This is a genomic window from Mesorhizobium sp. NZP2234, from assembly GCF_013170765.1.
Classification (GTDB): domain Bacteria; phylum Pseudomonadota; class Alphaproteobacteria; order Rhizobiales; family Rhizobiaceae; genus Mesorhizobium; species Mesorhizobium loti_D.
In genome coordinates, this window is sequence record NZ_CP033364.1 from 5,607,281 (window position 1) to 5,632,530 (window position 25,250).

General features: G+C 64.6%; 21 protein-coding genes. 9 read left to right on the top strand and 12 right to left on the bottom strand.

All coding sequences use genetic code 11. From position 1 onward, the window contains the following. Positions 1 to 149: 149 nt before the first annotated feature. Complete coding sequence (locus EB230_RS27580) at positions 150 to 1,433, top strand: FAD-binding oxidoreductase (RefSeq protein WP_172374304.1); 1,284 nt, start codon at positions 150 to 152, stop codon at positions 1,431 to 1,433. 44 nt (positions 1,434 to 1,477) lie between these two features. On the opposite strand, the gene fghA is transcribed toward EB230_RS27580, so the two are convergent. Next, positions 1,478 to 2,335 carry an S-formylglutathione hydrolase gene (gene fghA, locus EB230_RS27585; protein ID WP_056564859.1) on the bottom strand — a complete coding sequence of 286 codons (858 nt, stop codon included), beginning with the start codon at positions 2,333 to 2,335 and terminating at the stop codon, positions 1,478 to 1,480. A gap of 172 nt (positions 2,336 to 2,507) precedes the next feature. Here fghA and EB230_RS33025 point away from each other — a divergent pair, with 172 nt between their 5' ends. From EB230_RS33025 to EB230_RS27600, 3 genes are all read left to right on the top strand, one after another. Further along, entirely contained in the window at positions 2,508 to 2,639 is a 132-nt protein-coding gene (locus EB230_RS33025) for a hypothetical protein (protein ID WP_274534538.1), read from the top strand. Positions 2,640 to 2,792: 153 nt separating this feature from the next. After that, a complete protein-coding gene (locus EB230_RS27595) occupies positions 2,793 to 3,860 on the top strand; it encodes a histidinol-phosphate transaminase (RefSeq protein WP_244493911.1) in 1,068 nt (355 codons plus the stop codon). Between the two features lie 48 nt (positions 3,861 to 3,908). Further along, the gene (locus EB230_RS27600) at positions 3,909 to 4,811 is read left to right on the top strand and encodes an allantoinase PuuE (RefSeq protein ID WP_056564865.1); all 903 of its coding nucleotides are present in this window, start codon (positions 3,909 to 3,911) and stop codon (positions 4,809 to 4,811) included. A 91-nt stretch (positions 4,812 to 4,902) separates the two neighbouring features. Here EB230_RS27600 and EB230_RS27605 read toward each other — a convergent pair whose 3' ends face one another. From EB230_RS27605 to EB230_RS27620, 4 genes are all read right to left on the bottom strand, one after another. Next, positions 4,903 to 5,805, bottom strand: a complete 903-nt coding sequence (locus tag EB230_RS27605; protein WP_056564868.1) for an SMP-30/gluconolactonase/LRE family protein — start codon at positions 5,803 to 5,805, stop codon at positions 4,903 to 4,905. Between the two features lie 110 nt (positions 5,806 to 5,915). Continuing rightward, entirely contained in the window at positions 5,916 to 8,336 is a 2,421-nt protein-coding gene (locus EB230_RS27610; RefSeq protein ID WP_056564871.1) for an FAD-dependent oxidoreductase, read from the bottom strand. Positions 8,337 to 8,453: 117 nt separating this feature from the next. After that, the gene (locus tag EB230_RS27615) at positions 8,454 to 10,109 is read right to left on the bottom strand and encodes an ABC transporter substrate-binding protein (protein ID WP_056564874.1); all 1,656 of its coding nucleotides are present in this window, start codon (positions 10,107 to 10,109) and stop codon (positions 8,454 to 8,456) included. Positions 10,110 to 10,303: 194 nt separating this feature from the next. Further along, positions 10,304 to 11,191, bottom strand: a complete 888-nt coding sequence (locus tag EB230_RS27620; RefSeq protein ID WP_056564877.1) for a LysR substrate-binding domain-containing protein — start codon at positions 11,189 to 11,191, stop codon at positions 10,304 to 10,306. Between the two features lie 167 nt (positions 11,192 to 11,358). Here EB230_RS27620 and EB230_RS27625 point away from each other — a divergent pair, with 167 nt between their 5' ends. The 5 genes from EB230_RS27625 to EB230_RS27645 all read left to right on the top strand — a co-directional run bounded on the left by EB230_RS27625 (position 11,359) and on the right by EB230_RS27645 (position 17,844). Continuing rightward, positions 11,359 to 12,777: an MmgE/PrpD family protein gene (locus EB230_RS27625; protein WP_246738861.1), complete on the top strand. Its 1,419-nt coding sequence runs from the start codon at positions 11,359 to 11,361 to the stop codon at positions 12,775 to 12,777. Between the two features lie 63 nt (positions 12,778 to 12,840). Beyond that, entirely contained in the window at positions 12,841 to 13,749 is a 909-nt protein-coding gene (locus tag EB230_RS27630; protein ID WP_056564880.1) for a dihydrodipicolinate synthase family protein, read from the top strand. Between the two features lie 8 nt (positions 13,750 to 13,757). Next, positions 13,758 to 14,726, top strand: a complete 969-nt coding sequence (locus tag EB230_RS27635) for a D-2-hydroxyacid dehydrogenase (RefSeq protein WP_172374305.1) — start codon at positions 13,758 to 13,760, stop codon at positions 14,724 to 14,726. A 76-nt stretch (positions 14,727 to 14,802) separates the two neighbouring features. After that, a complete protein-coding gene (locus tag EB230_RS27640; RefSeq protein ID WP_056564887.1) occupies positions 14,803 to 16,344 on the top strand; it encodes a trimethylamine methyltransferase family protein in 1,542 nt (513 codons plus the stop codon). A gap of 12 nt (positions 16,345 to 16,356) precedes the next feature. Further along, on the top strand, positions 16,357 to 17,844 hold the full coding sequence (locus EB230_RS27645) for a D-aminoacylase (protein ID WP_172374306.1): 1,488 nt from the start codon (positions 16,357 to 16,359) through the stop codon (positions 17,842 to 17,844). On the opposite strand, the gene EB230_RS27650 is transcribed toward EB230_RS27645, so the two are convergent. The 7 genes from EB230_RS27650 to EB230_RS27680 are packed head-to-tail and all read right to left on the bottom strand — an operon-like array spanning position 17,829 to position 25,000. Further along, on the bottom strand, positions 17,829 to 18,494 hold the full coding sequence (locus EB230_RS27650) for an isochorismatase family cysteine hydrolase (protein WP_172374307.1): 666 nt from the start codon (positions 18,492 to 18,494) through the stop codon (positions 17,829 to 17,831). The genes EB230_RS27645 and EB230_RS27650 overlap by 16 nt on opposite strands. Next, positions 18,491 to 19,774 (bottom strand): Zn-dependent hydrolase, encoded by a 1,284-nt coding sequence (locus EB230_RS27655; RefSeq protein ID WP_172374308.1) that lies wholly within the window; start codon positions 19,772 to 19,774, stop codon positions 18,491 to 18,493. The genes EB230_RS27650 and EB230_RS27655 overlap by 4 nt, the downstream gene beginning before the upstream one ends. Beyond that, complete coding sequence (locus EB230_RS27660) at positions 19,771 to 20,937, bottom strand: FAD-binding oxidoreductase (RefSeq protein ID WP_172374309.1); 1,167 nt, start codon at positions 20,935 to 20,937, stop codon at positions 19,771 to 19,773. The genes EB230_RS27655 and EB230_RS27660 overlap by 4 nt, the downstream gene beginning before the upstream one ends. After that, the gene (locus tag EB230_RS27665) at positions 20,934 to 22,283 is read right to left on the bottom strand and encodes a Coenzyme F420 hydrogenase/dehydrogenase, beta subunit C-terminal domain (RefSeq protein WP_172374310.1); all 1,350 of its coding nucleotides are present in this window, start codon (positions 22,281 to 22,283) and stop codon (positions 20,934 to 20,936) included. Before EB230_RS27665 ends, EB230_RS27660 begins: the two co-directional genes overlap by 4 nt. A gap of 12 nt (positions 22,284 to 22,295) precedes the next feature. Next, a complete protein-coding gene (locus tag EB230_RS27670; RefSeq protein WP_172374311.1) occupies positions 22,296 to 23,210 on the bottom strand; it encodes a nitrilase-related carbon-nitrogen hydrolase in 915 nt (304 codons plus the stop codon). Continuing rightward, positions 23,195 to 24,625, bottom strand: a complete 1,431-nt coding sequence (gene hydA, locus EB230_RS27675) for a dihydropyrimidinase (RefSeq protein ID WP_172374312.1) — start codon at positions 24,623 to 24,625, stop codon at positions 23,195 to 23,197. Before hydA ends, EB230_RS27670 begins: the two co-directional genes overlap by 16 nt. A gap of 24 nt (positions 24,626 to 24,649) precedes the next feature. Next, the gene (locus tag EB230_RS27680; RefSeq protein ID WP_056564911.1) at positions 24,650 to 25,000 is read right to left on the bottom strand and encodes a RidA family protein; all 351 of its coding nucleotides are present in this window, start codon (positions 24,998 to 25,000) and stop codon (positions 24,650 to 24,652) included. Positions 25,001 to 25,250: the final 250 nt, after the last annotated feature.

Consider the following 25,250-nt stretch of genomic DNA (forward strand, 5'->3'; position numbering starts at 1 on the left):
GAATTGCCTGGCGCGCACCGGGCACGATGGCCGACGGTCTGCCGTTGCCATATGGAGTTTTTCGCAGGTGGCGCATCCCCTTTCGCCCGACGGCTTCATCCAGCCTCCCGGGCCTGTTTTCCTCCCCGGTCACCCTGACGATGCCCAGCATGCTTGAGAGCAACCCACCGAAGAGCCTCTACCGCGAAACGGCCGGCGGCACCGGCTGCTACCCTGCCCTCGCCGGCGCGCAGCGGGCGAGGGTCGCGATTGTCGGCGGAGGTTTCACCGGCCTTTCGACTGCCCTGCATCTGGCGGAAGCCGGCGACGACGTTGCCGTGATCGAGGCCCGACAGCCGGGCTGGGGCGCGTCGGGCAGGAATGGCGGCCAGGTCAATCCCGGCCTCAAATACGATCCCGACACGATCGAGGCGATGTTCGGCCCTGAGCTTGGGCCTCGGATGGTCGATTTCTCCTATGGCGCGCCGGACTTCACCTTCGATCTAATCAGGCGCCTGTCGATCGCCTGCGAGGCGCGGCAGAACGGCACCATACGCGCGGCCATCCGGCCGAAGCCGGAAGCCGCCGCACAGACCACGGCCGCGCAATGCATACGACGGGGAATGCCGGTCGAAATGCTGGACGCACAGGCGATGGCGGCGCGCACCGGAACCGACAGATACATAGCCGGCATGTTCGACGCCCGCGGCGGCGACCTCCATCCCCTGAAATACAGCCTTGGGCTGGCAGCCGCCGCGCGGGACGCCGGCGCGCGGATATTCGGCGGCAGCGAAGTCCTCTCGCTGAAGAGGGAGGCCGGGCGATGGGTCCTCAAAACCGCGAACGGCTCAGTCAGCGCCGAGAAGGTGCTTGTCGCGACCAATGGCTATACCGGAAGCCTGTGGCCGGACCTGCGGCAGTCCCTGGTTCCGGTGTTCAGCGCGATCGCGGCGACCGAACCGCTTTCACCGGCGGCCGCGACCCAGATTCTCCCCGACAGGCCTGTCGTCTACGAGGCCGGCAACATCACCGTGTACTACCGCATCGACGCCCAGAACCGTCTTCTCATGGGCGGCCGGGGACCGATGAGGCCCATCGGAGATGCTTCCGCCATCCGCTACCTCACCGACTATGCGCTGCGACTTTGGCCAGCGCTTGCAGGGGTTCGCTGGACACATGGCTGGAACGGCCGGGTCGCGATCACCAATGACCATCTTCTGCACATTCACGAGCCGGAAGACGGCGTCCTGATCTGCCTTGGCTACAATGGCCGTGGCGTCGCCATGGCATCGGCAATGGGCGCTGCCCTGGCGCAGCGCCTGCGAGGCAAAGAGACGCCGCCGTTTCCCATGCCGATATCGCCGCTCCAGCCAATCCGGTTTCACCGGTTCTGGCCGCTCGGGGTGAAGGCCGCGATCCTTTCCGGGCGGCTGAAGGATCGGTTCGGCATCTGACGCGGAGCCCGCATGGCCTGGCGGCTTACGGGTCGCGAGAAAAACTATGCTTTCAGGTCAGACAATCTCTGGGCATGCCATCTCAGATGGTCGTCCATGAATGTCGAAATGAAGAAATACGAATGGTCATAGCCATCCTGCATGCGCAGGGTCAGCGCAATGCCGGCCTTGGCGCAGGCAGCCTCCAGAAGCCAGGGCTTCAGCCCGTCATTGAGAAATCCGTCAGATGTCCCCTGGTCGACGAAAAACTCCGGGAAACGGTGGCCATCCTCGATGAGCAAGGTGGTGTCGTAAGGCCGCCATGATGTCTCGTCCGCGCCGAGATACTTTTCGAAAGCCGGCCGCGACCAGCCGGCGGTGCTCGGCTGCACGATCGGCGCGAAGGCCGAGCAGCTTTTGAAACGTCCGGGATTCTTGAGCGCGATCGTCAGCGCGCCATGCCCGCCCATCGAGTGGCCGAAGATCGCCTGGCGCGTCATGTCAGCCGGAAATTCCCGCGCGATCAACGCCGGCAATTCCTCGGTGACATAGGAATACATGCGGTAGTTCCTGGCGTAGGGCTCTTGCGTCGCATCGAGGTAGAAGCCGGCACCGCCGCCGAACTGCCAATTGTCCTTCTCGTCGGGGATGCCGGCGCCGCGAGGGCTGGTGTCGGGACAGACGACGATCAGGCCAAGCTCGGCGGCCATCCGCCTGTACTCACCCTTGTCCATGACGTTGGCGTGGGTGCAGGTGAGGCCGGAGAGGTACCACACGACAGGACAAGGTTTTTCGCGAGCCTGCGGCGGCACGAAGACGGCGAAAATCATGTCGCAGGAGCAGACATCCGAAGCGTGGGAATAGACGCCCTGCACGCCGCCATGCGACTTGGCCGAGGAGATGGTCTTCATCCGGTCCGACATGTGTTTCTTCTCCGCCAAACGTCCTTCACGGCCGCCTGTCTACGGCATGGGCCGGGATCGCGGCAACCCTGATGGATTGGACCATGGTTCCCAGGCGAGGCGGCTGCCGAAAATCATCCCCATAAGGGCCAAACCATTGAGGGTCACCCAGTGCAGGTCCGGGTCGTCCGACGTGATGCGCGTAACAACGCTGACGATGGATGGAGCGGGCACATCGGCCGACACTTATGCGCCGGATGGCATTGACGGCGATATCCCCACCGTGCTGTGGCCCGTGCACAACGGCCTGCTGCGCTACGGATGACAAGCGCATCGCAAAACAAGGGCCAGAATTTCGCAGCCATTGCGCGGTAAGTTTTTGCTTGTGAACAAGCTGGCGGATTGTAGCCTGCGCACGAGCCGGTCCAACAAAGGTGGTGCGCGAGATGGTCGACATCCAAATCCCGATGGATGCAGCGTGCCGCTGAAAGCAGTAGCTCATATCGAGGCCATGTCCGCCTTCGCGCTTGCGAATTTCGGCGGCTATGACGGGCCAACCCTTGCTCAGAATGAAAGCGCTTTTCCGCCCAGCCCCATGGCCATTGCCGCTGGCCAGGACGCGATTGCCCGCAGCCATCTCTATCCCGATCCGGACTGGACGGCACTGCGCGGGGCGATCGCGCAAGCCTATGGTGTCGAGCGCGACATGATCCTGTGCGGCGCCGGTTCAATGGACCTGATCAATTGCACCATCGCGGCGTTTGCGGGCCCAGGCGCGGAGGTGCTGGGCACCTCCTATGCCTATAATTTCGCCGCATCCGCCGCCGCGCGTGTCGGTGCGGCCTACGTCAAGGCAGCAGAGTACGATTTCATCGTTTCGATCGACAGCATCCTGGCTGCCGTCACGCCCGCAACGCGTATCGTTTTCGTCTGCAATCCGGGCAATCCGACCGGCACCCGTATCCGCAACAGCGAACTGCTGCGGCTACGCGCGGCGTTGCGGCCGGACGTGCTCCTGATGATCGATCAGGCCTATGGCGAATTCGACGACCAAGACCCCGGGCAGATCCTTGCGCTTGTCGCGCGCGGCGATACCGTCGTGCTGCGCACCCTCTCGAAGGCTTATGGTCTGGCCGGGGCACGCGTCGGCTGGGGCCTGTTTGCGCCTTCGGTCGCGGCGCAAGTGCGCAAGATACAGAATTCGAACCAGGTCACGACGCCCAGCCTCGCCATGGCCGTCGCGGCTTTGGAGGATCAGGCCTACATGCGCGAAACGGTGGCCCGCACGGCCGGAATTCGCGACCGGTTTGCGCAGGATCTGAGGTCTGCCGGATACCATGTTCCCGAAAGCCGGGCGAATTTCGTGCTGATCCGCTTCGCCGGCGCAGCTGCCGCGGAGGCCGTCGAGAAAACCTTGCGCGGCGCCGGTATCATCGTGCGGAGCCTGGGCGGCTACGGCCTCACCGACTGTTTGCGAGCGACGGTCGGCCCGCAAGAGATGATGGATCGGGCGCTGCGCATACTGATCGACATGCGCGGCGACTAGATCCGGCGACCGCATGTTCTGCGACCTGCATCCTGGGAGATTTGAGAAATGCCGTACCTGCCCGTCCGAGACTTCATCGGCTATGGCGAAAAGCCGCCTGCCGCGCAGTGGCCTGGCGGGGCCAAGCTGGCCCTCAACATCGTCGTCAATTATGAGGAAGGCGCCGAATACAGCATCGGCGAGGGCGACGGCGTCTCCGAGGCGATCCTGTCGGACCTCGCGGTGTCCCCGGCGGCGCCGGGTCTGCGCAACCGCAACATGGAATCGCTCTACGAATACGGCTCACGCGTCGGCGTGTGGCGGCTGGCCTCGCTTTTCCGGGAAAAGAACATTATCCCGACCTTCTACGTCGTCGGGCGAGCGCTCGAGCTCAATCCAGCGGCCGGCAAGGCGATCGCGGCACTCGGCAGCGACATCGTCTGCCATGGCTGGCGCTGGATCGACTACGCCCCGCTGAGCGAGGAAGAGGAGCGCAATCACATCGCGATGACGGTGGACACCGTCCAGCGGATCACCGGCATTCGCCCGCTCGGCTGGTACACCGGCCGGCCCAGTCTCAACACCCGGCGGCTGGTGGCGGAGCATGGCGGCTTCCTGTTCGACTGCGATGACTACAATGACGACCTGCCCTATTTTGTCGACGTCGACGCCAAGCGGCATCTGGTCGTCCCGCACAGCTTCGACAACAATGACAGCCGGTTCTCGCGCGGCTCCGGCCTGGAGACCGGCAGCCAGTTCTTCGAGTATGTCAGCGATGGCGTGGACTGGCTGCTGGCCGAAGGCGAAAAGACGCCGCGCATGATGACGGTTTCGCTGCACTGCCGGCTGGCGGCCCGGCCGGGCCGCATGATCGGGCTCGCCCGCTTCCTCGACAAGATCAAGGCCAATCCCGACATATGGATCTGCCGCCGCTCCGACCTTGCCCAACATTGGCTGGATCGGTTCGGCTGAGAAAGCATTCGGCGGCATTGTTTTGACGCAATTCCGGACGGAAGACCGCTTCGCACTTTTCCTGCAATTGCTCTGGCAGCCGGCCACCACCCTACTTATTGGGAACCTCATAGACCTTGCCATGCCAGGGTGCTGCATCGATCTGGTCTAGCGCCATCACGTAGAGTTCTTTCTCGTCGGGTCCGAAGGCGAAGTTCGGCATGGATGGCGACGGAACCGAAAGCGTGCGCAACAGCTTCGCGTCCTTGTCGACGACGATGATCTTGCCTGGCGCGTCGAGCGAGCGTGGGCTCTGGCCGATATACATCTCGCCAGCCTTGTCCATCTTGATGCCGTCAGGCCAGATATGCGGCTGGCTCGGGAACAGATCATCGAGGCGCAGGAAGACGCGACGGTTGCTCAGGCCGTGGTCGGCCTGGACGTCGAACTCTATGATCCTGTTATCCTCGGTCTCGACCAGATAGAGGATTTTTCCATCGTTCGACATGACCAGGCCATTGGCATTGTGCAGGTCGCCGGCAACCTTCTTCACGCTGCCATCCTTGCCGATGTAGTAGGCAGAGGCGTCGATCAGCGGTCCGCCCTTGCCGGACCCGGTGAAGTAGATGCCGCCATCCTTGTCTGGCGCGAAGTCATTCGGTCCGCTGAACGGCCTGCCGTCCGTATCCTTGTCATAGGCCGGCAGCGTCTTGCCGTCGGCGGAGATGCGGCCGATCGAGTTGCTGTCGTAGCAGGTGACAAGAAACTCGCCAGAGGTCGTCGGCAACACCGCTGAAGGGCCACAACCGTCCATCTTCCAGAAGATCTCGTTCTTCTTGCCGTCCCAAACGGTCACCGTGCCGCGGCCGTATTCGACGTAGAAGAGCTTGTCCTGATACCAGATCGGACCTTCGGCGAACCACGCGTCTTCATTGATGACCTTGACGTCTCCCGCATGCGCGGAGGATGTGAGGGCCAGGGCAAGCATGGTGCCCAGCAGATGCCATTTGATCATGCGATTCCCCTTTGTTTTCAGATGGTCGAAATCTTCCTCGTTCAGCTTTGCCGGCGTTTCCGGCCGGTCACGGTTTGCGTCGGTTCGTCGAATGGATGGATGGCCGGGCTCTATGAGCGCAAACGCTTGCCTTCGGGGTCGAAGGGCGGATGCGGCAGCAGGATCGCCTCATGCGGCCTTCCGAGTATGGCGACCGAGACCTTGTCTCCGGCCTTGGCCGAGCCGGCCTTGACATAGCCGAGCGCCAGGGACTTCTCGACGAAATAGCCATAGGCGCCCGAAGACACCTGTCCGATCGGCGTGCCATCGGTGAGGAAGATCGGTTCGCCGCCGGTTGCGTCGGCATCCCTGGCATCGATCGACAGCATGATGAGTTCATCGCGCGCCGGCTTGCCGGCGATGGCAGCATAGGCATCGCGGTTGAGGAACGCGCCCTTGTCCATTTTGACAAGGCCATCGAACTTGACCTCCTGCGGCCAATATTCGGGCGAATATTCGCGACTCCAGCTGCCATAGCCCTTTTCAACGCGCAGCGACATCAGCGCACGCGATCCGACCGGTCCGGCGCCGACTTCATTGCCGGCCTTGAGCAGCGCGTCGTAGAGTTCGACCTGGTCGGCGGACTTGCAATGCAGTTCCCAGCCAAGGTCACCGGTGAAGGACACCCTGAGCGCCACCACATCGATGCCGGCGACGGTGATCCGGCGTGACTGCATGAAGGGGAATGCCTCGTTCGACAGATCCTCATTGGTCAGGCGCTGCAGCAGGTCGCGCGAACTCGGTCCCGCCACGTTGAAGCCGCAGAGCTCCTCGGTGCGCGAGCGGAAAGTCGTGCCCTCGGGCAAGGGGACGGCCTTGAAGAACCTTTGGTGGAAGCGTTCGGCCATGCCGGAGCCAATGACCATGAATTCGTCGGCGGCGAGCCTGGTCACGGTGAAGTCGCCGGCGATGCCACCGCGCTTGCCGATCAGCGGCGTGAGGCAGGAGCGGCCAACTTTTGCCGGCATGCGGTTGGCGAACAGCGCATTGAGCCAGGCCTCGGCACCGATGCCCTTGACCTCGTATTTGGCGAAATTGGAGATGTCGATGATGCCGGCGCGTTCGCGCAGCATGCGCGCCTCGCGGCCCACCGGTTCCCACCAGTTCTGGCGCGTGAAGCCGATCGTCTCCTCGTGCGGCTCGCCCTCGGCGGCGAACCACAGCGGGTGCTCCCAGCCAAAATTGAGGCCGAAGACGGCGTTCATTCCCTTTTGCATGTCGTAGACGGGCCTGGTCCGCACCGGTCGCCCGGCGGCGCGTTCCTCGTTGGGGAAATGGATCTTGAAGCGATGGCTGTACTGATCCTGGACGCGGGCCTTGGTGAAGGCCTTGCCGGCCCAGTGGCCGAAGCGCGCCATGTCCCAGGCGAACATGTCGAGCGAGGGCTCACCCTCGATCATCCACTCGGCTGCCAGCTTGCCCATGCCACCCGACTGCGAGAAGCCGGGAATGATGCCGTTGCAGCAGAAATAGTTGCTGAGTTCGGGCACCGGCCCGAACAGCACCGCGCTGTCCGGCGACCAGATCATCGGCCCGTTGATCACCTTCTTGACCCCGGCTGTGCCGACGGCCGGGACACGCGCGATCGCGCGCAGCATGTTCTCTTCGATACGGTCCAGATCGTCGGGAAACAGTTCGTGGCCGAAGTCCAGCGGCGTGCCGTCCTCGGCCCAGAACTTCATCTTGCGCTCATAGGCGCCGATGAGCAGACCAAGGCCTTCCTGGCGCAGATAGTACTCGCCGTCGCGATCGGCGACCGAAGGCAGGCGGCGGCCCATGGCGGCGATTTCCGGGATGGCCTCGGTGACGAAATACTGGTGCTCGGTCGGGATCAGCGGCAGCTGCAGGCCAGCCATGGCGGCGACCTCCCTGCCCCACAGGCCGGCGGCATTGATCACCCACTGCGTGCGGATGTCGCCCTTTGGCGTGCGCACGATCCAGCTGCCGTCTGCTTGCGCCTCGGTCGCGGTCACCGGCGTGAAGCGATGGATCTCGGCGCCGCGCTGGCGCGCGCCGGCGGCGTAGGCCGCGGTGACGCCGGACGGATCGACATTGCCGCCTTCCGGCTCGTACATGATGCAGCGTATGCCGTCGAAGTCGACCAGCGGATGCAGCCGCTCCGCCTCGTCACGCGCGACTTCGTAGAAATTCATCTTGTAGCGCCGCGCCTTGGCTTCCTGGAGCCTCAGCTGATGCTCGCGCGCCTCGGTCTGGGCGAGATAGAGCGAGCCCGGCTGGAAGATGCCGCACCCCTGGCCCGTCTCGGCCTCCAGCTCCTTGTAGAGCGCCATGGTGTAGTGCTGGAGGCGGCTGATGTTGGTGGAATCATGCAGGCCGTGGATGTTGGCCGCCGCGTGCCAGGTGGAACCGGAGGTCAGTTCGCTGCGCTCGAGGAGGACGACATCCGTCCAACCGAACTTGGCAAGGTGATAGAGGATCGAGCAGCCGATCAGACCGCCGCCGATAACGACGGCTTGTGCATGAGTACGCATGTTTCTTCCCTTTGTACGGCGACTGGCGTTTGACTTAGCTGACTGGTCGATCGCAGTCGCCCGGCGAGTTCGGGGGCGCAACATGCGCCCCCGAGATATTTGCTGTGGCTGAACGGCCTATGCCTTGTCGAGCCAGACCTTATCCAGCTGCAGCTCGAATGTCTGATGCATGCCAAGGTTCTTCACATAGGTGGCGTGGTGCCGGTAGAGCGAACGCCAGAACGCCTGGATGAGGATGCCGGAGTCCTGCAGAATGGATTCGACGTCCTTCATCAGTTCCTTGCGCTTGTCGACGTCCGCCACGGCAAGCGCCGCGCTGAGCTTCTTGTCGAATTCCGGATTGGCGTAGCCCGACTCGTTCCAGGCCTCACCGCTGCGATAGGCGATCGCCAGCACCTGGACGCCGAGCGGCCGCATGCCCCAATCGGTGGTCGACCACGGATATTTCGTCCAGTCGTTCCAGAACGACGAGCCCGGAATGATGGTGCGCTTGACCTTGAAGCCGGCCTCGCGCATCTGCGCGGCGACGACGTCGGCCGGGTCCTTCACAAAGTCCGCATCGTAGGAGATCAGCTCGAACTCGTGATCCGTCTGGCCGGCCTCGGCCATCAGTGCCTTGGCTTTGGCGAGATCGCGCGGAACTTTCGGCAGCGCGTAATATTCCGGATGGATCGGACAGACATGGTGGTTCTCAGCGACCTGCCCGAGGCCGCTGTAGCCGAGCTTCAGCACCGTCTCATTGTCGACCGCGAGCTGGATGGCGTTGCGCACGCGTTTGTCGTCATACGGCTTGTTGGTCACATTGGTGCGCAGCACGATGGTGCCGGCGGTGACCACCTGCTCCTTGACGAGCCCCATGCTGTCATAGAGGTCGACCGTGCCGCCCACCGTCTGGTAGTTGCAATCTATCTCACCGGCCTCGAAGGCGCTGCCGATGGCGGGGTTGGAGGCGTCCGATCCGTAGTCGGTCCAATCGACGCCATCGAGATAGGGCTCGCCGCCGAACCAGGTGAAGTCCTTGCGCCGCCGCACCGAGGCCGACTCGCCGACCTTGTACGAGATCAGCTCATAGGGACCGGTGCCGGGCGTCTTGAGCATGTCGGCGCCGTTCTTGTCGAAGTCGCGATGGACGATGACCGCCGGATAATCGGAAAAGCCCGGAATGATGGTGACGTCGGACTGATTGCATTTCAGCTTCACCGTGTGGTCGTCGACCTTGGTGATGGCGCCGGCCGCGGCTTTCTTGGTTGCGGGATCGATCAGGGAGCTCATGCGCCCGGCCATCGAATTGCCCTCGGCCGCCTTGTCGCACCAGCGTTCGATGTTGTGCACGATGTCGTCGGCGTTGAAGTCGTCGCCGTTCGACCACTTCACACCCTTGCGCAGATGCAGCGTGTATTGCGTGGCGTCGTCACTCACTTCCCAGCTCTCGACCAGATGTCCCTCGAAGGTGAAGTCGGTGGTGTAGCGGATCATGTAATCGTTGCACTGGCGCATGACGTTGGCGATCTCGGACCAGTCCCAGGAGCGCGGATCCTTCATGTCCTTGATGATCATCTGCATCTTCAGGATGCCGCCCTTCTTGCCAGGCACGATCGTCGCGGCCTTGGCCGGGGCGATGCCCGCCATCGAATAGGCGAACGCCGTGGAAGCGCCCATCGCGCTTGCCATGGCCAGGAATTCGCGGCGATCCATCCGGCCGCTTTTGACTTCGGCTGCGTAGCTTTCGATGACCGCCGGGACGCGGTCACCGTTGCTCTTGAACATTGTCATCGTTGTTCTCCGGTTCAGGGCTTTCCGCCCGTTACATTCCCCTTGCGACATCCATGTTAGGGGCGATGCAAAAATCCCGGAAGGGCTCGAGCCGTGAAGAACCGCCAAAACCCGGCCCTAAAGGCCTAAAAAAACGATGCCATTGGCGTGTCAAATTTTTGAGCGCAGGCCTGCCGCCCGCTCGCGGACGGCTGTCAGGCGCCGTCTTCGCGCGCTCGCGACAGGATCCATTCGCGCACGATGCGAGCGATGTTTCCTTTCGAGAGTTGGCTCTCGGTGAGGTAGTAATTCCAGGGGCTTGGCGGCCGGACCGGAAAGGGTTCGACGAGCAGTCCGCGACGCAGATAGGCATGGGCAAGCGACCGTTGGGTGGCGACCAGTCCGGCGCCCATGGCGGCGAGTTCGAGCGCGATGTTGGAGGCGTTCGTCGACAGCCCCTTGTCGTGGTCGTCCATGTCGACGCCAAGCGCGGTGGCAACAACCTGCCAGTATTCCTGGCGGCCATGCACGAAGATCCAGTCCACCTTGAGGATATCTGCGGGCGCCTTCACGGCATGCTCGCCTTCGAGCAGCGAAGGCGCGCAGAGCAAGAGCAGTTCGTCGTTCCAGAGCGGGATGCCGGCAGGCGGGCGGTCGTCGAAACGCCGCGTTGAAATCGTGATGTCGGCGATCTGTTCGCTGATATCCTCCCAGATCGTGCCGTGCAGCACGATCTCGATCTCGGGATGTTTCTTGCGAAACGCCGCCATGCAGCCCGCCAGCCAATTCTCCGCCAGGCTCATCGGGCAGGAGACGACCACGGTGCGATTGCGCGAAGAGGTCACGATCGCCTCCGTCGCCTGGTCGATCTGATCGAGGGCCTGGCGCAAGGTCGGCAGGAAGGCCTCGCCCATTTCGGTGAGCTTGAGGCTGCGCGGATAGCGGATGAACAATTGCCGTCCGATGTAATGTTCGAGCGCGCGGACATGCGTGCTGACCGCCGCCTGCGTGTATCCGAGTTCGTTGGCGGCGGCGGTGAAGGAGAGATGCCGGGCCGAACTCTCGAAGGATCTGATATAGTTCAACGGGGGTGGCGGCTTCATCGCTAACTCCTGCAAGACGCAGTGATAGCTATCCCACAGACGGGCTGGCGTTCAATCGTGACCGACCACAAGACGTGAATTTTTTTGGCCAATGCCGCCGAACTAATTGCGTGAAAGCACGATGAACCCAAATTAATGATGTCGTGACGCAGAGGGGAGTAATGCAAGTGGCTGTGCCGTCGCATCGGCGTGAAGGGCCTGACGCGAGTACCAGCGTTACCGTCCGCCTGGCTGATTTCGTGTTACGGCGGCCCGCGGCGGCATTCCCCGCCCCTGTCCTAGAGCAGGCGCGCTACCTCCTGCTGGACACAATCGGCATTGCCATTGCCGCCGGTCCGATGGAAGCGGGCCGCATTGCCCGCGACACCGCAGTACTTCTCTACGCTTCGGCCGACCCGCGGCATTCGGCACGCATGCTTTTCGATGGACGCCGTGCCAGCATCGCGGGAGCCGCCTATGCGGCCGCGACGCAGATCGACAATCTCGACGGCCATGACGGATACAGCCCGACCAAGGGCCATATCGGCGTCGCTGTCGTGCCGGCGCTGGCAGCGCTTGCCGAGGCACGCCCCGACCTCGGCGGGCCGGAGGCACTGGCGGCCCTGGTCGTTGGCTACGAAATTGCCGGGCGGGCGGGCATCGCGCTGCACGCGACCGTGTCGGACTACCATACATCGGGTGCCTGGAATGCGCTGGGCGTCGTCGCGGTGGCGGCGAGGTTGCGGCGGCTCGGCGACGATCAACTGCGCCAGGCCCTTGGCATTGCGGAATATCACGGCCCACGCAGCCAGATGATGCGCGAGATCGCGAACCCGACGATGCTGCATGACGGCTCGGGCATCGGCACGCTGGTCGGCCTGTCCGCGGTCGTGCTCGCCGAACGCGGCTTTACCGGCGCGCCGGCGATCACGATCGAGGAGCCCGAGGTCGCGCCGCATTGGCAGGATCTCGGCGCCTTCTGGCAGGTGCTGCATCAGTATGTGAAGCCGTACCCGATCTGCCGCTGGGCGCATGCCGCGATCGACGCGACGCGCGGGCTCTGCCATGCGCATCATCTGGCGCCCTCGGACATCAGCCATGTCGAGGTGAACAGCTTTCACTACGCCGCAACGCTTTTCGACGGCATGCCGGACACGACCTCGAAGGCGCAGTACAGCCTGCGCTTCGCCGTCGCGACCTTTATCGTCCATGGCCGTATCGGACTCGAGCACATTTCCGGCAGCGGCCTGGGAGATGCTGCCGTGGCGGATATGCTGAGCCGCATCACTGTCCTGGAATCCGAGCGCCACAGTGCCCGTTTTCCGGCGGGCCGCTGGGCCGACGTGGCGATCACGACATCAGATGGGCGGATCCTCGCTTCGGGCGACGTCCATGCGCGCGGCGGACCGGAGGCGCCGCTGACGCAAGCTGAAATCGAGGCCAAGTACATGGAATTCGCCGCGCCGGTGCTTGGTCAGGGCCGCGCCGAGGCGATCCGCGACACGGTGCTGTCGCTCGGCGACCGCGACAGCCTCTTCAGCGATCTCTCGGCATTGCTCTACGATCCTCCGGTGATCACCAGGATGCTGCAACGGCCAGCGTGGTAGCGCCGGACAGCGGCCGCGGCGGTCACACACGGCATCGAATACCATCACGCACAGAGGACACAGATGACCCGCCCGCAAGGAACGATCGCACCGATCCTGACGCCATTCGCTGACGACGGCAGCATCGCACGCGACCTCTTTGTGTCCCATGCCAGCTGGGTGCTGGACCAGGGCGCGCATTTCCTGTCCCCCTTCGGCACCACCGGCGAGGCGCTGTCGCTCTCGCTGGGCGAGCGCATGCGGGCTCTGGAGTGGCTGATCGAAGCCGGCATTTCGCCTGACCGGCTGATGCCCGGCACCGGCGTCACCGCGCTGCCCGAAACCGTCGAACTGTCGAGGCACGCGGTCGGGCTCGGCTGCGCCGGAGTGATGGTGCTGCCGTCCTTCTTCTACACCGCCGCCGGCGATAACGGCCAGGCGCGCTACTACGGCGAACTGATCGAGCAGGTAGCGAATCCGGCAATGAAGATGATCCTCTACCATATCCCGCAGAACTCCGGCGTGCCGGTCAGCCCGGCCTTGACCGCCCGGCTCAGCGCGGCGTTTCCTGAAACGGTCGTCGCCTACAAGGATAGCGCCGGTGACTGGAACAACACGGCAGCGGTGATTGCCGCGGCACCTAAGGTTGCGGTGTTCCCGAGTTCCGAAGCGCAACTGACCAAGGGCCTGGCCAGCGGCGCGGCAGGCTGCATCTCGGCCACCGTCAACCTCAACGCCGCGGCCATCCGCTCCCTTTACGATCGCACGCTGGCCGGGGAGGACGTTGCCGAAGCGGATGCCGCGATCAAGGCATTCCGCAAGATCATCCAGGATGCCGGTCTGATCCCGGCGATGAAGGCCGTGCTGGCGGTGCGCTCCGGCGACAGGCGCTGGCTGAACCTGCGCGCTCCGCACGAGAATGCAACGCTCGAAGGCGGTGAGAAGCTGCTCGCTGCGCTCGGCTCGTCGGCAGATCACATTGGACGGAACTGAGCAGCATCATGTCGGCTGAACCATCCGTCATCCTGCACACAGACCGGCCGGGCGCGGCGCTGGCCGTGCTGATGGAGACGCATCCGGACCTCGCGGTGCATGCCTGCGACAGTTACGCCGCCCTGCCCGAACTGATCGGGCGCGTGGCGGCTGAAGTGGTTTATTCCGTCCGCTTCGACGGCACGCCGCGCTTCCCGCGCCGGGCCCTGGTCGAAAGCGTGACCGTGAAATGGGTCTCGGTCGGCGGCTCCGGCACCGATCATCTCGGACGTTGGGACCCGGAGCGGCTGACGGTGACGAACGCCGCGGGCGTCGCCGCCGGCATGCTTGCCGAATATGCGCTCGGCTCCATGCTGTCCTTCTCGCTCGACCTGCGCGGCTTTGCGGGCCGCCAGCAGGCACGACAGTGGGGTGGCGGCCCCGTCGAGCCGATCGAAGGCAAGACGGTGTTGATCATCGGCCTTGGCAAGACCGGCGAAGCCGTCGCCAAACGGGCGCATGCGATGGGTATGCGCACGCTGGGCATCCGTGCGCGCCCCAAGCCGACACCAAGCCTGGATGAGGTTCATGGCGTTGACGCGCTGCTGCCACTCCTCGGCCGTGCCGATTTCATTGTCTGCTGCGTGCCTTTGCTGCCGACCACGCGCGGCCTGCTTGGCAAAGCGGCCTTCGCCGCGATGAAGCCTTCAGCCGTGCTCGTCGATATTTCGCGCGGTGGCGTGGTCGATGAGACCGCGTTGCTCGAAGCCCTTGACGACAAGCGTATCAAGGGGGCGGCGCTCGACGTCTTTGCGACCGAGCCGCTACCCGCCGAGCATCCTCTCTGGGGTTACGACAACGTCGCCATCACGCCGCATTGCGCGGCGGTCTATGACGGCTGGGACATCAAGTCGGTGCGCATGTTCACCGACAATCTGGCGCGTTATCGCCGCGGCGAGCCGCTGGAAAATGTGATCAGTCCGGAGCGCGGCTATTGAAAGCAATTCCAGGAAAAGTGTGCAGCGGTTTTCCGTCCGGAATTGCGAGAAAGAGAATCGGGAAGGAATAAATCCGATGTCACAGGACAGGCGCGGCGGCGGCCGCAGATCGAAGCTCGGGCGCAGCGGTGGCGGCATCCCGCAACTGCCGTGGCAGAGCGTCAAGAATCCCTATCCGCCCATGCAGCTTCTCGACGAAGAGCGGATGCAGCAACTGCACGACACCTCGATGCGTATCCTGTCCGAACTCGGCATCCGCGTCATGAGCGAGCGGGTGATGGACCTGTTTGCTTCCGCCGGCGCCATCGTCGATCGCGAAGAGAAGACCATCCGCATCGATGAGAGCCTCGTGCGCGAGGCGCTGCGGGCGGTGCCGTCCTCCTTCACGCTGACCAGCCGAAATCCGGAAAAGCAGGTCCATCTCGGCGGCAACTCGCTGGTCTTCGGCCTGGTGGCCGGCCCGCCCAACGTGCATGACCGCATCAACGGCCGCCGTCAGGGCAATCTTGCCGACTATCAGAACTTCATCCGGCTGGCGCACCACTTCAACGCCATCCACATCATCGGCAACCAGGTGGTGGCGCCGATGGAGCTGCCGGCGAATGCGCGCCATCTCGACACCTACCATGCCAATCTGACGCTGAGCGATCTCTCCTTCCACTGCACCGCGATCGGCCGCGCCCGGGCCATGGACGGCATCAACATGATGGCGATCGCGCGCGGCATCTCCGTCGAGGAGATGCGCGCCTCGCCTGGCGTGACCACGATCATCTCCATCAACTCGCCGCGCCTGTTTGACGACGCAATGGCGGAGGGCCTGATCGCCATGGCGGAGCACGGCCAGCCGGTGACCGTCACGCCTTTCACGCTGATGGGCGCGATGACGCCGGTGACGCTGGCCGCCGCACTCTGCCAGCAGAATGCGGAAGCGCTATTCGGCGTGGTGCTGACGCAGCTCGTCAATCCCGGCACGCCGGTGATGTATGGCGCCTTCACCTCCAATGTCGACATGAAGTCCGGCGCGCCGGCCTTCGGCACGCCGGAGAATGCCAAGGCCAACATCATCGCCGGCCAGTTGGCGCGGCGCTACAACCTCCCCTATCGCACCTCAAATGCGAATGCCTCGAACGTGGTTGACCTGCAGGCCGCCTACGAGACGGAAATGGCGACGTGGGGCGCGGTGCTCGGCGGCGCCAACCTGATCTACCATGCGGCAGGCTGGCTGGAGGGCGGGCTGACAGCGTCCTATGAAAAGCTCGTGCTGGACGTCGAGATCCTGCAGAACATGATGGAGTTCCTGCGGCCGCTGCCGTTCCAGGAGGACGACCTGGGCTTCGAAGCGATCAAGTCGGTGCCGGCCGGCGGCCACTTCTTCGGCGCCGAGCACACCATGTCGCGCTACACCACCGCGTTCTACCAGCCGATGCTCTCCAACTGGCAGAACCATGGCGCCTGGGAGGAGGCCGGCGGCAAGGATGCGCTGGAGCGGGCAACGGAGCTCTGGCAGCAGGCGCTGCACGATTACGAAGAACCGGTGATGGACCCCGCGACCCGCGAGGAGCTCGACGCCTATGTCGCGCGCCGGCGCGAGGAGATCGCCGCCAATCCAGAAGGTTAGGATTTCTACCCGATGCCCCATGATCTCGTCATCCGCCACGCGACGCTGATCGCCGGCGACGGCTCGAAACCTTTCGATGCCGACATCGCCGTCACCGGCGACAGGATCGCCGCCATCGGTCGGCTGGACGACGTGACTGGTATCGAGGAGATCGATGCCAGGGGCAAGGTGGTCGCGCCCGGCTTCATCGACGTGCACACCCATGACGACGGTGCGCTCTTGGCGCCCCGCGGCATGGATCCGAAGATCAGCCAGGGCGTGACGACGGTGATCGCCGGCAATTGCGGCGTCAGCCTGGCGCCGCTGCTTCTCGACAGGACGCCACCGCCGCCCTTCACGCTGGTCGGCGGCCGCGAAAATTTCCGCTTCGATCGCTTCGCCGACTATGTCGCCGAGCTCAAGCGGCGCGGCATCGCCACGAACGCGGCCTTGTTGGTCGGCCACACCACTTTGCGCCAACGCTGCATGCCGGTGACCGACCGTCCGGCCAACGCAGCGGAAACGGCGGCGATGCAGGAGGCGGTCGCCGAGGCCATGGCCGAAGGCGCCTTCGGCCTCAGCACCGGGCTCGACTATCCGCCCGCCGTGAAGTCCTCGACCGAGGAGGTCAAGGCGCTCGCAGCCATGGCGGCCGGCCTCGGCGGCCCCTATGTCACCCACACACGCAACTATTTCGAGACGATGGACGAGGCGATCGAGGAAGCGATCGACATTGCCGATCATGCCGGCGGCAAGCTGTTCATCTCGCACCACCAGTGCACCGGCCACGCCAATTTCGGCAAGAGCCGTCCATCACTGGAAAGGATCGACCGGGCGCGCGAGACGATGGACATCGGCATGGATGTCTATCCCTATGCCGCAAGCTCTACCGTGCTTCGCCTGGAACGTTGCGACACGGGCCTGAAGATCCTCGTCACCTGGTCGGATCCGCATCCGGAGATGGCCAGGCGCGAGCTCGCCGACATCGCGCGGGAATGGAATTGCAGCGAACGCGAGGCGGGTGAGCGCCTGCTGCCGGCCGGCGCTGTCTATTTCCAGCTCGACGAGACGGATGTGCGCAACATCATCGCCCATCCGCGCACCATGATCGGCTCGGACGGCCTTCCGCACGATATCCACCCGCATCCGCGCCTGTGGGGCACTTTTCCGCGCGTGCTTGGCCACTATGCCAGGGATGTCGGCCTGTTCAGCCTGGAGGAAGCCGTGTTCCGGATGACCGGGCTGCCCGCGAAGGAATTCGGCATCGCGCAACGGGGGCTGCTGGTCGAAGGCAATTTCGCCGATCTTGTCGTCTTCGATCCCGATACGGTCATCGACACCGCAACGTTCGAGGAGCCGCGCCGGCCCGCCGCCGGCATCGAGCACGTCATCGTCAACGGCGTATCCGTATGGCGCGGCGGCAGGGCGACCGGGGCACTGCCTGGCACAGTGCTCAAGCCCTCGGCCTCAAAGGTCGTCAGGGGCGCATGCGGCTGCGGCGCCGATCACAGCGCCTCGTAAATCCGGTCGACCGTTTCGAGCGTGTAGGCAAACTCCACCGGCCGCGTGCAGCGCCATGCCTGATAGGGCTCGCCCCGCAGCAACTTGATCGCCTCCGACGTCGTCAGCACACCGCCGCCGTAAAGACGATTTGCCATGTCGAGGGTGGCGGTGCGATGCATCATGGTGGTCATACTGCCCATGGCGTCCTTGACCAGCCAGACGCGAAACCCCGCATAGACGGCGTCGAAGACGGTAGCGCGCACGCAACTGTCGGTCAGGATACCGGTGACAATAAGGTTCTCGATGCCGCGGTCGGTGAGATCCTTCTGGAGACTCGTATCCCTGAAAGCCGTTGGCCATGTCTTGCGCACCACGATCTCGCTCGGCACCGGCGCGACCTCCTCGCAGATGTCGGAGCCCGCGCTGCCGGCCACCGCGTAGCGGAACTCGTCCGACACGCCCTCGTTGAGGCGGGCGTAGTTCGACCTCTTGTCCTCGCCAACCCATGCCTGCACATGGAAGGCCTGCACCTGAGCGGCCCGTGCCGCTTCGAGAATCGCAGCGGTCCGGGCGAGCACCCCGTCGTAGTCGACGATCGGCCAGGCTGCACCGGGCCGGTATTCGTTTTGAAGATCGATGGGCATGATCGCGGTCTTGGCAAGATTCATGGCTCTCTCCTGTTGGGATCGAAGGAAATGACGAACTGGAAAAGCAGACGAATCGCCTGATCGAGATCGGCGATTTCCATCGCTTCATGCGGGTTGTGGCTGCCGTTCTCGTTGCGAACGAAGATCATGGCGGTCGCAATGTCGGCGCCGGCAAAGGTGGCTGCGTCATGCCCCGCCCCGCTCGGCACATGCGGCGCCCGCATCCGCAGTTCGGTGGCGGCGCGGTCGAGCTTCGCAATCAGAACCGGCGACATGGTTGCCGGCTCCCAGCTGAAGCGTGGTCCGGCCTCGAAGCTGACGCCGCGTTTCGTGCCGACTTCGGCGAAGAGCGCGTGCAGCCTTGCCTCGATCCGGTCCAGAACAGCGGCCTCGGCGCTGCGCACATCGAGCGTGAAACGAAGTTCGCCCAGGACGCGGCTGCCGCCGTGATGGCTCGGATCGGATTCCACCCGGCCGAAGGTGATGGTGGCCTCATGCCCTTCACGCTCGAGCGCGTCCCATTCCGCTTCAAGACCGGCGACCAGATCGGCAAAGCCGAGCACGCTGTCACGGCGGGCAAAACGCGGCTCGGCGCCGGAATGCGCGTAGGCGCCAAGGCATTTCGCATCAACGTAACGGAAGCCGCCCGCAATACCGGTGACGATGCCGACCGGCGCGCCGGAAGCGACAAGGCGCGGCCCCTGCTCGATATGCACTTCGACGAAAGCCGCGATGCGGCCGGCATCGATGCCCGGCACGCCACGCCGCACGGCGTCGGGGTCGAAGCCTTCCTCACGCATGTGATCCGCGAGCGTGCGTCCGCTGTCCGACCGCTTCGCGTCCAGCGCCGCCGGCTCAAGCAGGCCAAGTGCGGCCTGGCTGCCGGGATAGGACAACGGAAACCACGCCGCTTCCTCGGCGCGGGTCGCCAGCACGACCAGATCGCGCGGCAATTGGCTGCCTTGCCCGACCAGTTCGGCCATCACCGCCAGGCCGGCCACGACGCCCGCGGCGCCGTCGAAATTGCCACCATGCGGTACGCTGTCGAGATGCGAACCGACGACGATCGCCGGCAGATCGGGGTCGCGGCCTTTCAACGTCAAATAGAGATTGCCGGCGGCATCGACATCCGCCGTGGCGCCGAGCTTTTCCGCTTCGTCGCGCACGAGATCATGGGCGAAGCGCTCGCCAGGTCCGTAGGCGATGCGTGTGATCCCCGGCGCATCGGTGGTGGCGTTCGCAAGCCTGTCCAGCAGATGCCCAGCCAGCCTGCCGCCAGCTGTGAGGACGGCATCGCTCATGACGCAACCTGCCTGGCTTGGGACGCGACATCGCGCAGCCGGTGTGGCGTGAGATCGTCCATCGACACGCCCTGCCTTGCGACATCGTCTGGAAAGCCCTTGCCCGCGATCAGGCTGGCGCAGACGCGCGACAGCGCCGGCGAGGTCTTGATGCCGTAGCCGCCCTGCCCAACCAGCCAGACGAAATCAGGCACTTCGTCATCCGGCCCGACCACCGGTGACCCGTCGGCGACGAAGGTCCGCAAGCCTGCCCATGAGCGTGACACGCGCTGCACCTCGATCGTCGTCGCCCGTTCGAGACGCTCAGCGCCGATCGCCACATCGATATCCTCGGCGTAGGCATCCATCGGCGCTGAGGGCGTCGCATCGGCAGGCGAGACGAACAACTGCCCTGCATCCGGCTTGAAATAGAATTCGGCGCCGACATCGTTGACCAGCGGCCACTCCGATATGTCGACCCCGGCAGGCGCCGCGATGTTGAAGGCGGTGCGGCGCTTCGGCTGCAGGCCGATCGGGCGGACGCCGGCCATGACGGCGATCTCGTCAGCCCAGGCACCGGCGGCATTGACGATCCGTGGCGCGAGGAATGTTCCCGCCGGGGTTTCGACCCGCCACTGGCCGCCTTGCCGACCGATGGCGTTGACGCCGGCATTGGTGACGATCCTGGCGCCATGCGCACGGGCGCCACGCAGGAAACCCTGGTGCAGGCCGTTCACATCGATGTCCATCGAATGCGGTTCGATATAGGCGCCGGCGAGATAGTCCGCGCGCAGCACCGGCACGCGCGCAATCGCCTCGGCGGGCGTCATGGCGACGATCGAGGGCACCAGCGCCTGCGCGGCCTCCATATCCTCACGCAGGAGGTCGAGTTGATCGCTGCGCGCCACCGTGATCATGCCGCGTTTGCTGAGCAGCGGATAATCGGTGAAGCCAGCCGGCGGCTCGGTCAGGAAGGACCGGCTCGCCAGCACGATCCGGCGGATGATGCCGTTGCCGTAGTTTTCGGTGAAGCTCGCCGCCGAGCGGCCGGTCGTGTGGTAGCCGCAATGGCTTTCCCGCTCGAGCACGACCACCTTGGCGGAGTGGGAAATCTCGAAGGCGGCGCCGGCGCCGGCCATGCCGCCGCCAATGATGATGATTTCGGTTTGCTCGGCGGCACTCATATCAGCTCATCCTTCAACACGCCCATCGCTTCAACATGATGCACAGCCTTGCGTTCACGCGGCACGGCAGGCGGCTCACCCAGGCGTCCGCGCCGGGCGCGGTCGCTGGCACCGCGCCCCTCGGCCAGATTCTCGGCCAACGAATTCTGTACGGCGCAATCTTCAAGTGCGAGGTCGGTGACAAAAGGTATCGGCTTGCCGGCGATCGCCATGCCTTTCAGCCGCGCCCAGACGGCGCGACGCTTGCGCACCTGGTGCGACTGCAATTCGCTGATTTCGGCTATGCTGGTTTCACGCTTGATCTCCAGCGCGCCGGCTTCGACCGCCGCGTCGAACAACTCAAGGCCGCGCCTGGTGCGCACGATGATGCCGTTGAGCGGCTCGTCCTCGACCGCCGGCCCGCCGTTCAACCAGGCGTCATGAACCGCGATATCCGCCACCTGGCCGATCGCGTCCGGGCAGATCTTGCAGCGCGGCTGGATCATCCATTTGTCCTCGTCTTCCCACAGCTGCCGATAGGTGAGTTCGAAGGAGCGCCCGTCGCTGGTTTGGATTCGGTTGAGGCCGGGATTGCCGTGACCCCGATAGCGGAACAATCTGAGCTCGTCCTCGCCGAGGCCGAAGCGCTGCAGCACCTGTTCCGATTTCGACAGATCCGAGGCACCGCCGCAGACGAAGGCCAAGGCATACCGCATCAAATCATTGACGCGGGGATCGAGCCGCGCCAGGTTGCGCACGGCGGTGATGTCGCAAGGCTTGGCGATCAGCGCGAAGGGCTCGCCGCGATCAAGGATGTCGCCGAAATCCGTCAGGGTCGCAGCCGGGCCGTAGCGCGAGCCGGCGCCCTCAAGCACCGAAGCGGCATCAAAGCTGAGCCGACGCTCGCTGCGCATCGGCTGGGAATGCGACGCGGCGACATGCAGCACGAACTTGACGCGTCCGGAGTTCAGCAGGAATTGGCCAAGCGTCGTCAGCACCCCACCTCCCGAGCCGACAAACCGCACCGTGGGATCTCCCGCGCGGCCGAGCACAAGCCGTTCGGCAGGCCCCCAGACGGTGTCCGTCAACGCGGCATTGCTTGCCTGCGCAGGCGGCGGACCGGCGATGCGCGTTCCCGGACAGACGGCGTTGATCCGCATCAGCGTCGACTTGTCCAATGCCTGGTTCGCCACCGGCCGCTCGCGGCCCTCCGGCGTCATCACCATCTCGACGGCGCCGGGGCCGGCGATCGATCGGCAGAGGCCGCAGCCGATGCAAAGACCGTTCTCGACGATCTCGCTCAGCGAAAGTGGATCGGTCGAGAGCATCATCGCGGCTTGGCTATGGCTGGCTTCGATCAGGCCCATCTCGTTTCGATCTCAGACCGGTTCCGAAATACGCCGGTACTGATCGGGGCGACGATAGAGCGCGAAGTTGAAGTTCACCTTCCGGCAGGTCTCGATCAGGTCGAGGTCAGCGCGATGGACGATGATCTCGTCGCCGAGCGACATCGCCTGCGCGGCAATCTCGCCGGTCGGCGCGATGATGCAGGAGCCGCCGATCAGCGCCTGGCCGTCTTCCAGCCCCGCCTTGGCTGCGGCCGCCACCCATAGCGTGTTCTGGTAGGCGCCGGCCTGCATCGGCAGATGGTTGTGAAACATTCTGAGATGTGCCAGCGCCGGCGCCTCGTCCAGCAGCAGCGGCGTGTTGTAGCCGAGCAGCACGACCTCGGCGCCGTTGAGGCAAAGCATGCGATAGGTCTCCGGCCAGCGGCGGTCGTTGCAGATCGCCATGCCGACGCGGACGCCGCGATAGTCGAAGACCGGGAAGCCGAGATTGCCGGGCTCGAAATAGCGGCGTTCGAGATGCGTGGTGGTGCCTTCCTCCGGCTCGCTCGACCCCGGCACATGCATCTTGCGGTAGCGGCCGATGAAACGCCCGTCCGGGCCGACAAGGTCCATGGTGTTGAAATGGCGCGCCCGGCCATCTTCCCCAGCAATCTCGCAATAGCCGAGCGCGAAGCCGACCTTGAGGCGCGCGGCGGCATTGTAGAGGCGCTGCGTTTCGGAGCCTGGCATCGACTGTTCGAAGAAAGCGTCGATCTCCGCCTGATCGTCGATGCGCCAGCGCGGGAAGAAGGTGGTCAGCGCCATTTCAGGGAACGCCACAATTTCCGCCCCTGCGGCCGCGGCCTGTTCCAGCAAGTGGACGAGGCGATCGACAGTTTCGGCGCGCGAAGCGCTGCGCTGGATGGGTCCGGTCTGGGCGACCGCTATGGTCAGGCATCGAGCCATGGCGTCGTCTCCTCGACTGGTTTTCCCGAGCGGGCCGGATCGGCCGCGCTGCGCTCTACGAATTGTCCGAACCCAGGCCGCACCTGCAGCACGCCGTCGGCGACCACCGGCACGCCGCGCACCAGCACGGTGGTCGGCTTGCCGGTCACGCTCCTGCCCTCGTAGGGCGTGAAGTCGACGCGTGAATGCAGGGCCGAATGGCCGAGCGTCCAGGTCGCCGTGGGATCCCACAGCGCCAGATCGGCATCGAGGCCGATCGCTATCCGGCCCTTGGCGTGGGCCAGACCATAGATCGCGGCGGCATTGCGCGAGGTGAGATCGAGATAGCGCTCCAGCGTCAGGCGGCCGGAGAGCAGCCCTTCCGAGAAGAGCAGCGGCAGACGGGTCTCGATGCCGGGGATGCCGCTCAGCGTGGTGGTAAAACCGGGTGTTTGCGATCGCGCAATCTTGTCGGCGAAGAAATAGGGCGAATGATCGGAGGACCAGAGATCGATGCCGCCAGCGATCAGCGCCTGCCAAAGATGCTCATGGCTGCGCGGCGAACGCGGCGGCGGTGAAAAGACGAAACGCGCCGCATCCAGGGCCGGCCGGTCGAGGTCGGCGGCGCCGATGAACAGATATTGCGGACAGGTCTCGGCGATCGCATCCACGCCACGGGCCCGCGCCCGCGCCACCTCCTCGGCCGACTGCCAGGAAGAGACGTGGACGATGGTCATGCGCGCGCCGGTCATTTCGGCGAAGGCCAGCGCACGATGCGTGGCCTCGCGCTCCATCGTCTCGCTGTGGGCAACGACATGGTAGCGGATGTCGGTTCGGCCAAGATCGATCAGCCGCTGGCGCGTGCGGCGGATGGCGGCATCGTTCTCGGCATGGACCATGACGATCCAGCCAAGCCTGTGCGCGGCGTCGAGTACCCTGAAGAAGAGATCGTCGTCGACCGCAAAGCCCTGATAAGTCATGAACAGCTTGACCGACGCGATGCCGCGTCCGGCGAGCTGTGAAAGCTGTTGCTCGACATCGGGGCCGGTGCCCATGGTCACCACCGCGTGCAGCCCGTAGTCGATCACCGCGCGCCCCGTGGCGCGATCGAGAGCGCGGTCCACGGCGCCAATCGTCGTCATGTCCGGACCCGGCATGCCGAACGGGACGATGCATGTGGTGCCGCCGAAGGCCGCCGAGATGGTGCCGGACTCGAAATCGTCGGCGTTGCCGGCGCCGCCCCAGACCGGCTGGTCGAGATGGCAGTGGGCGTCGATGCCGCCGGGCATGACCCAACGACCGCCGGCGCCGATCACGGATTTACCGGCCAGGCCGGTTCCAATGGCGGCGATGCGGCCCTCGTCGATGGCGATGTCGCATTCGGCCCAACCATTGTCGAGCGCAACCCTTCCGCCTTTGATCACCAGCTCATGCATTCGGTTTGCCCACCCCAATCGGCATCAGCCGACGGCCGCCGTGACCATGATCTCGACGCGATACTGGTCGCCCGCAAGCCGCGCCTCGACCGTTGCGCGCACCGGCATGGCGCTGCGGTCGATCCAGGCGTCCCATGCCGCATTCATCATCTCGAAGTCGGCGATGTCGCGCAGCCAGATCTGGGCACTGAGAAGCTTCGACTTGTCGCTGCCGGCCTTGGCCAGAAGGGTATCGATCTTGGCGAAAATCTGCTTCGTCTGCGCGGTCGTGTCGCCGGAAAGGTCGTCCGCGGTCAGGCCGGAGACATAGACGGTGCCGTTATAGCGCAGCACCCGGCAGAAGCGTTGCCCGTTCTCAAGACGTTCGATCGTCATCCCCTGGTCTCCTCTCGATCTTCGGCGGGTGACCTATCGTAGGGAGCGTGCAAAAGGGCTGTAAAGCCCGTCGCAGGGCGCAAGGCCGTTTTCCGCCACCGGGATGGCCAAAAAAAATCACGCCATAGCCGTGTCAATCTTCGCTTGTGGCATGCATGCCGAAGTGTAGCTTCTGCTTGGGAGAGCAGCCGCAGGCCGGCGTGACTGCCAAGGGGAGCCGTCGCAATGCATCAAGGTTCAGCGTCGGTCA

What these genes read in the sequence shown, in the direction of transcription:
- EB230_RS27580 (WP_172374304.1), top strand. Translation starts at nt 150, where the DNA reads ATGCTTGAGAGCAACCCACCGAAGAGCCTCTACCGCGAAACGGCCGGC.
- fghA (WP_056564859.1), bottom strand. Translation starts at nt 2,335, where the DNA reads ATGTCGGACCGGATGAAGACCATCTCCTCGGCCAAGTCGCATGGCGGC.
- EB230_RS27600 (WP_056564865.1), top strand. Translation starts at nt 3,909, where the DNA reads ATGCCGTACCTGCCCGTCCGAGACTTCATCGGCTATGGCGAAAAGCCG.
- EB230_RS27605 (WP_056564868.1), bottom strand. Translation starts at nt 5,805, where the DNA reads ATGATCAAATGGCATCTGCTGGGCACCATGCTTGCCCTGGCCCTCACA.
- EB230_RS27610 (WP_056564871.1), bottom strand. Translation starts at nt 8,336, where the DNA reads ATGCGTACTCATGCACAAGCCGTCGTTATCGGCGGCGGTCTGATCGGC.
- EB230_RS27615 (WP_056564874.1), bottom strand. Translation starts at nt 10,109, where the DNA reads ATGACAATGTTCAAGAGCAACGGTGACCGCGTCCCGGCGGTCATCGAA.
- EB230_RS27620 (WP_056564877.1), bottom strand. Translation starts at nt 11,191, where the DNA reads ATGAAGCCGCCACCCCCGTTGAACTATATCAGATCCTTCGAGAGTTCG.
- EB230_RS27630 (WP_056564880.1), top strand. Translation starts at nt 12,841, where the DNA reads ATGACCCGCCCGCAAGGAACGATCGCACCGATCCTGACGCCATTCGCT.
- EB230_RS27635 (WP_172374305.1), top strand. Translation starts at nt 13,758, where the DNA reads ATGTCGGCTGAACCATCCGTCATCCTGCACACAGACCGGCCGGGCGCG.
- EB230_RS27640 (WP_056564887.1), top strand. Translation starts at nt 14,803, where the DNA reads ATGTCACAGGACAGGCGCGGCGGCGGCCGCAGATCGAAGCTCGGGCGC.
- EB230_RS27645 (WP_172374306.1), top strand. Translation starts at nt 16,357, where the DNA reads ATGCCCCATGATCTCGTCATCCGCCACGCGACGCTGATCGCCGGCGAC.
- EB230_RS27650 (WP_172374307.1), bottom strand. Translation starts at nt 18,494, where the DNA reads ATGAATCTTGCCAAGACCGCGATCATGCCCATCGATCTTCAAAACGAA.
- EB230_RS27655 (WP_172374308.1), bottom strand. Translation starts at nt 19,774, where the DNA reads ATGAGCGATGCCGTCCTCACAGCTGGCGGCAGGCTGGCTGGGCATCTG.
- EB230_RS27660 (WP_172374309.1), bottom strand. Translation starts at nt 20,937, where the DNA reads ATGAGTGCCGCCGAGCAAACCGAAATCATCATCATTGGCGGCGGCATG.
- EB230_RS27665 (WP_172374310.1), bottom strand. Translation starts at nt 22,283, where the DNA reads ATGGGCCTGATCGAAGCCAGCCATAGCCAAGCCGCGATGATGCTCTCG.
- EB230_RS27670 (WP_172374311.1), bottom strand. Translation starts at nt 23,210, where the DNA reads ATGGCTCGATGCCTGACCATAGCGGTCGCCCAGACCGGACCCATCCAG.
- hydA (WP_172374312.1), bottom strand. Translation starts at nt 24,625, where the DNA reads ATGCATGAGCTGGTGATCAAAGGCGGAAGGGTTGCGCTCGACAATGGT.
- EB230_RS27680 (WP_056564911.1), bottom strand. Translation starts at nt 25,000, where the DNA reads ATGACGATCGAACGTCTTGAGAACGGGCAACGCTTCTGCCGGGTGCTG.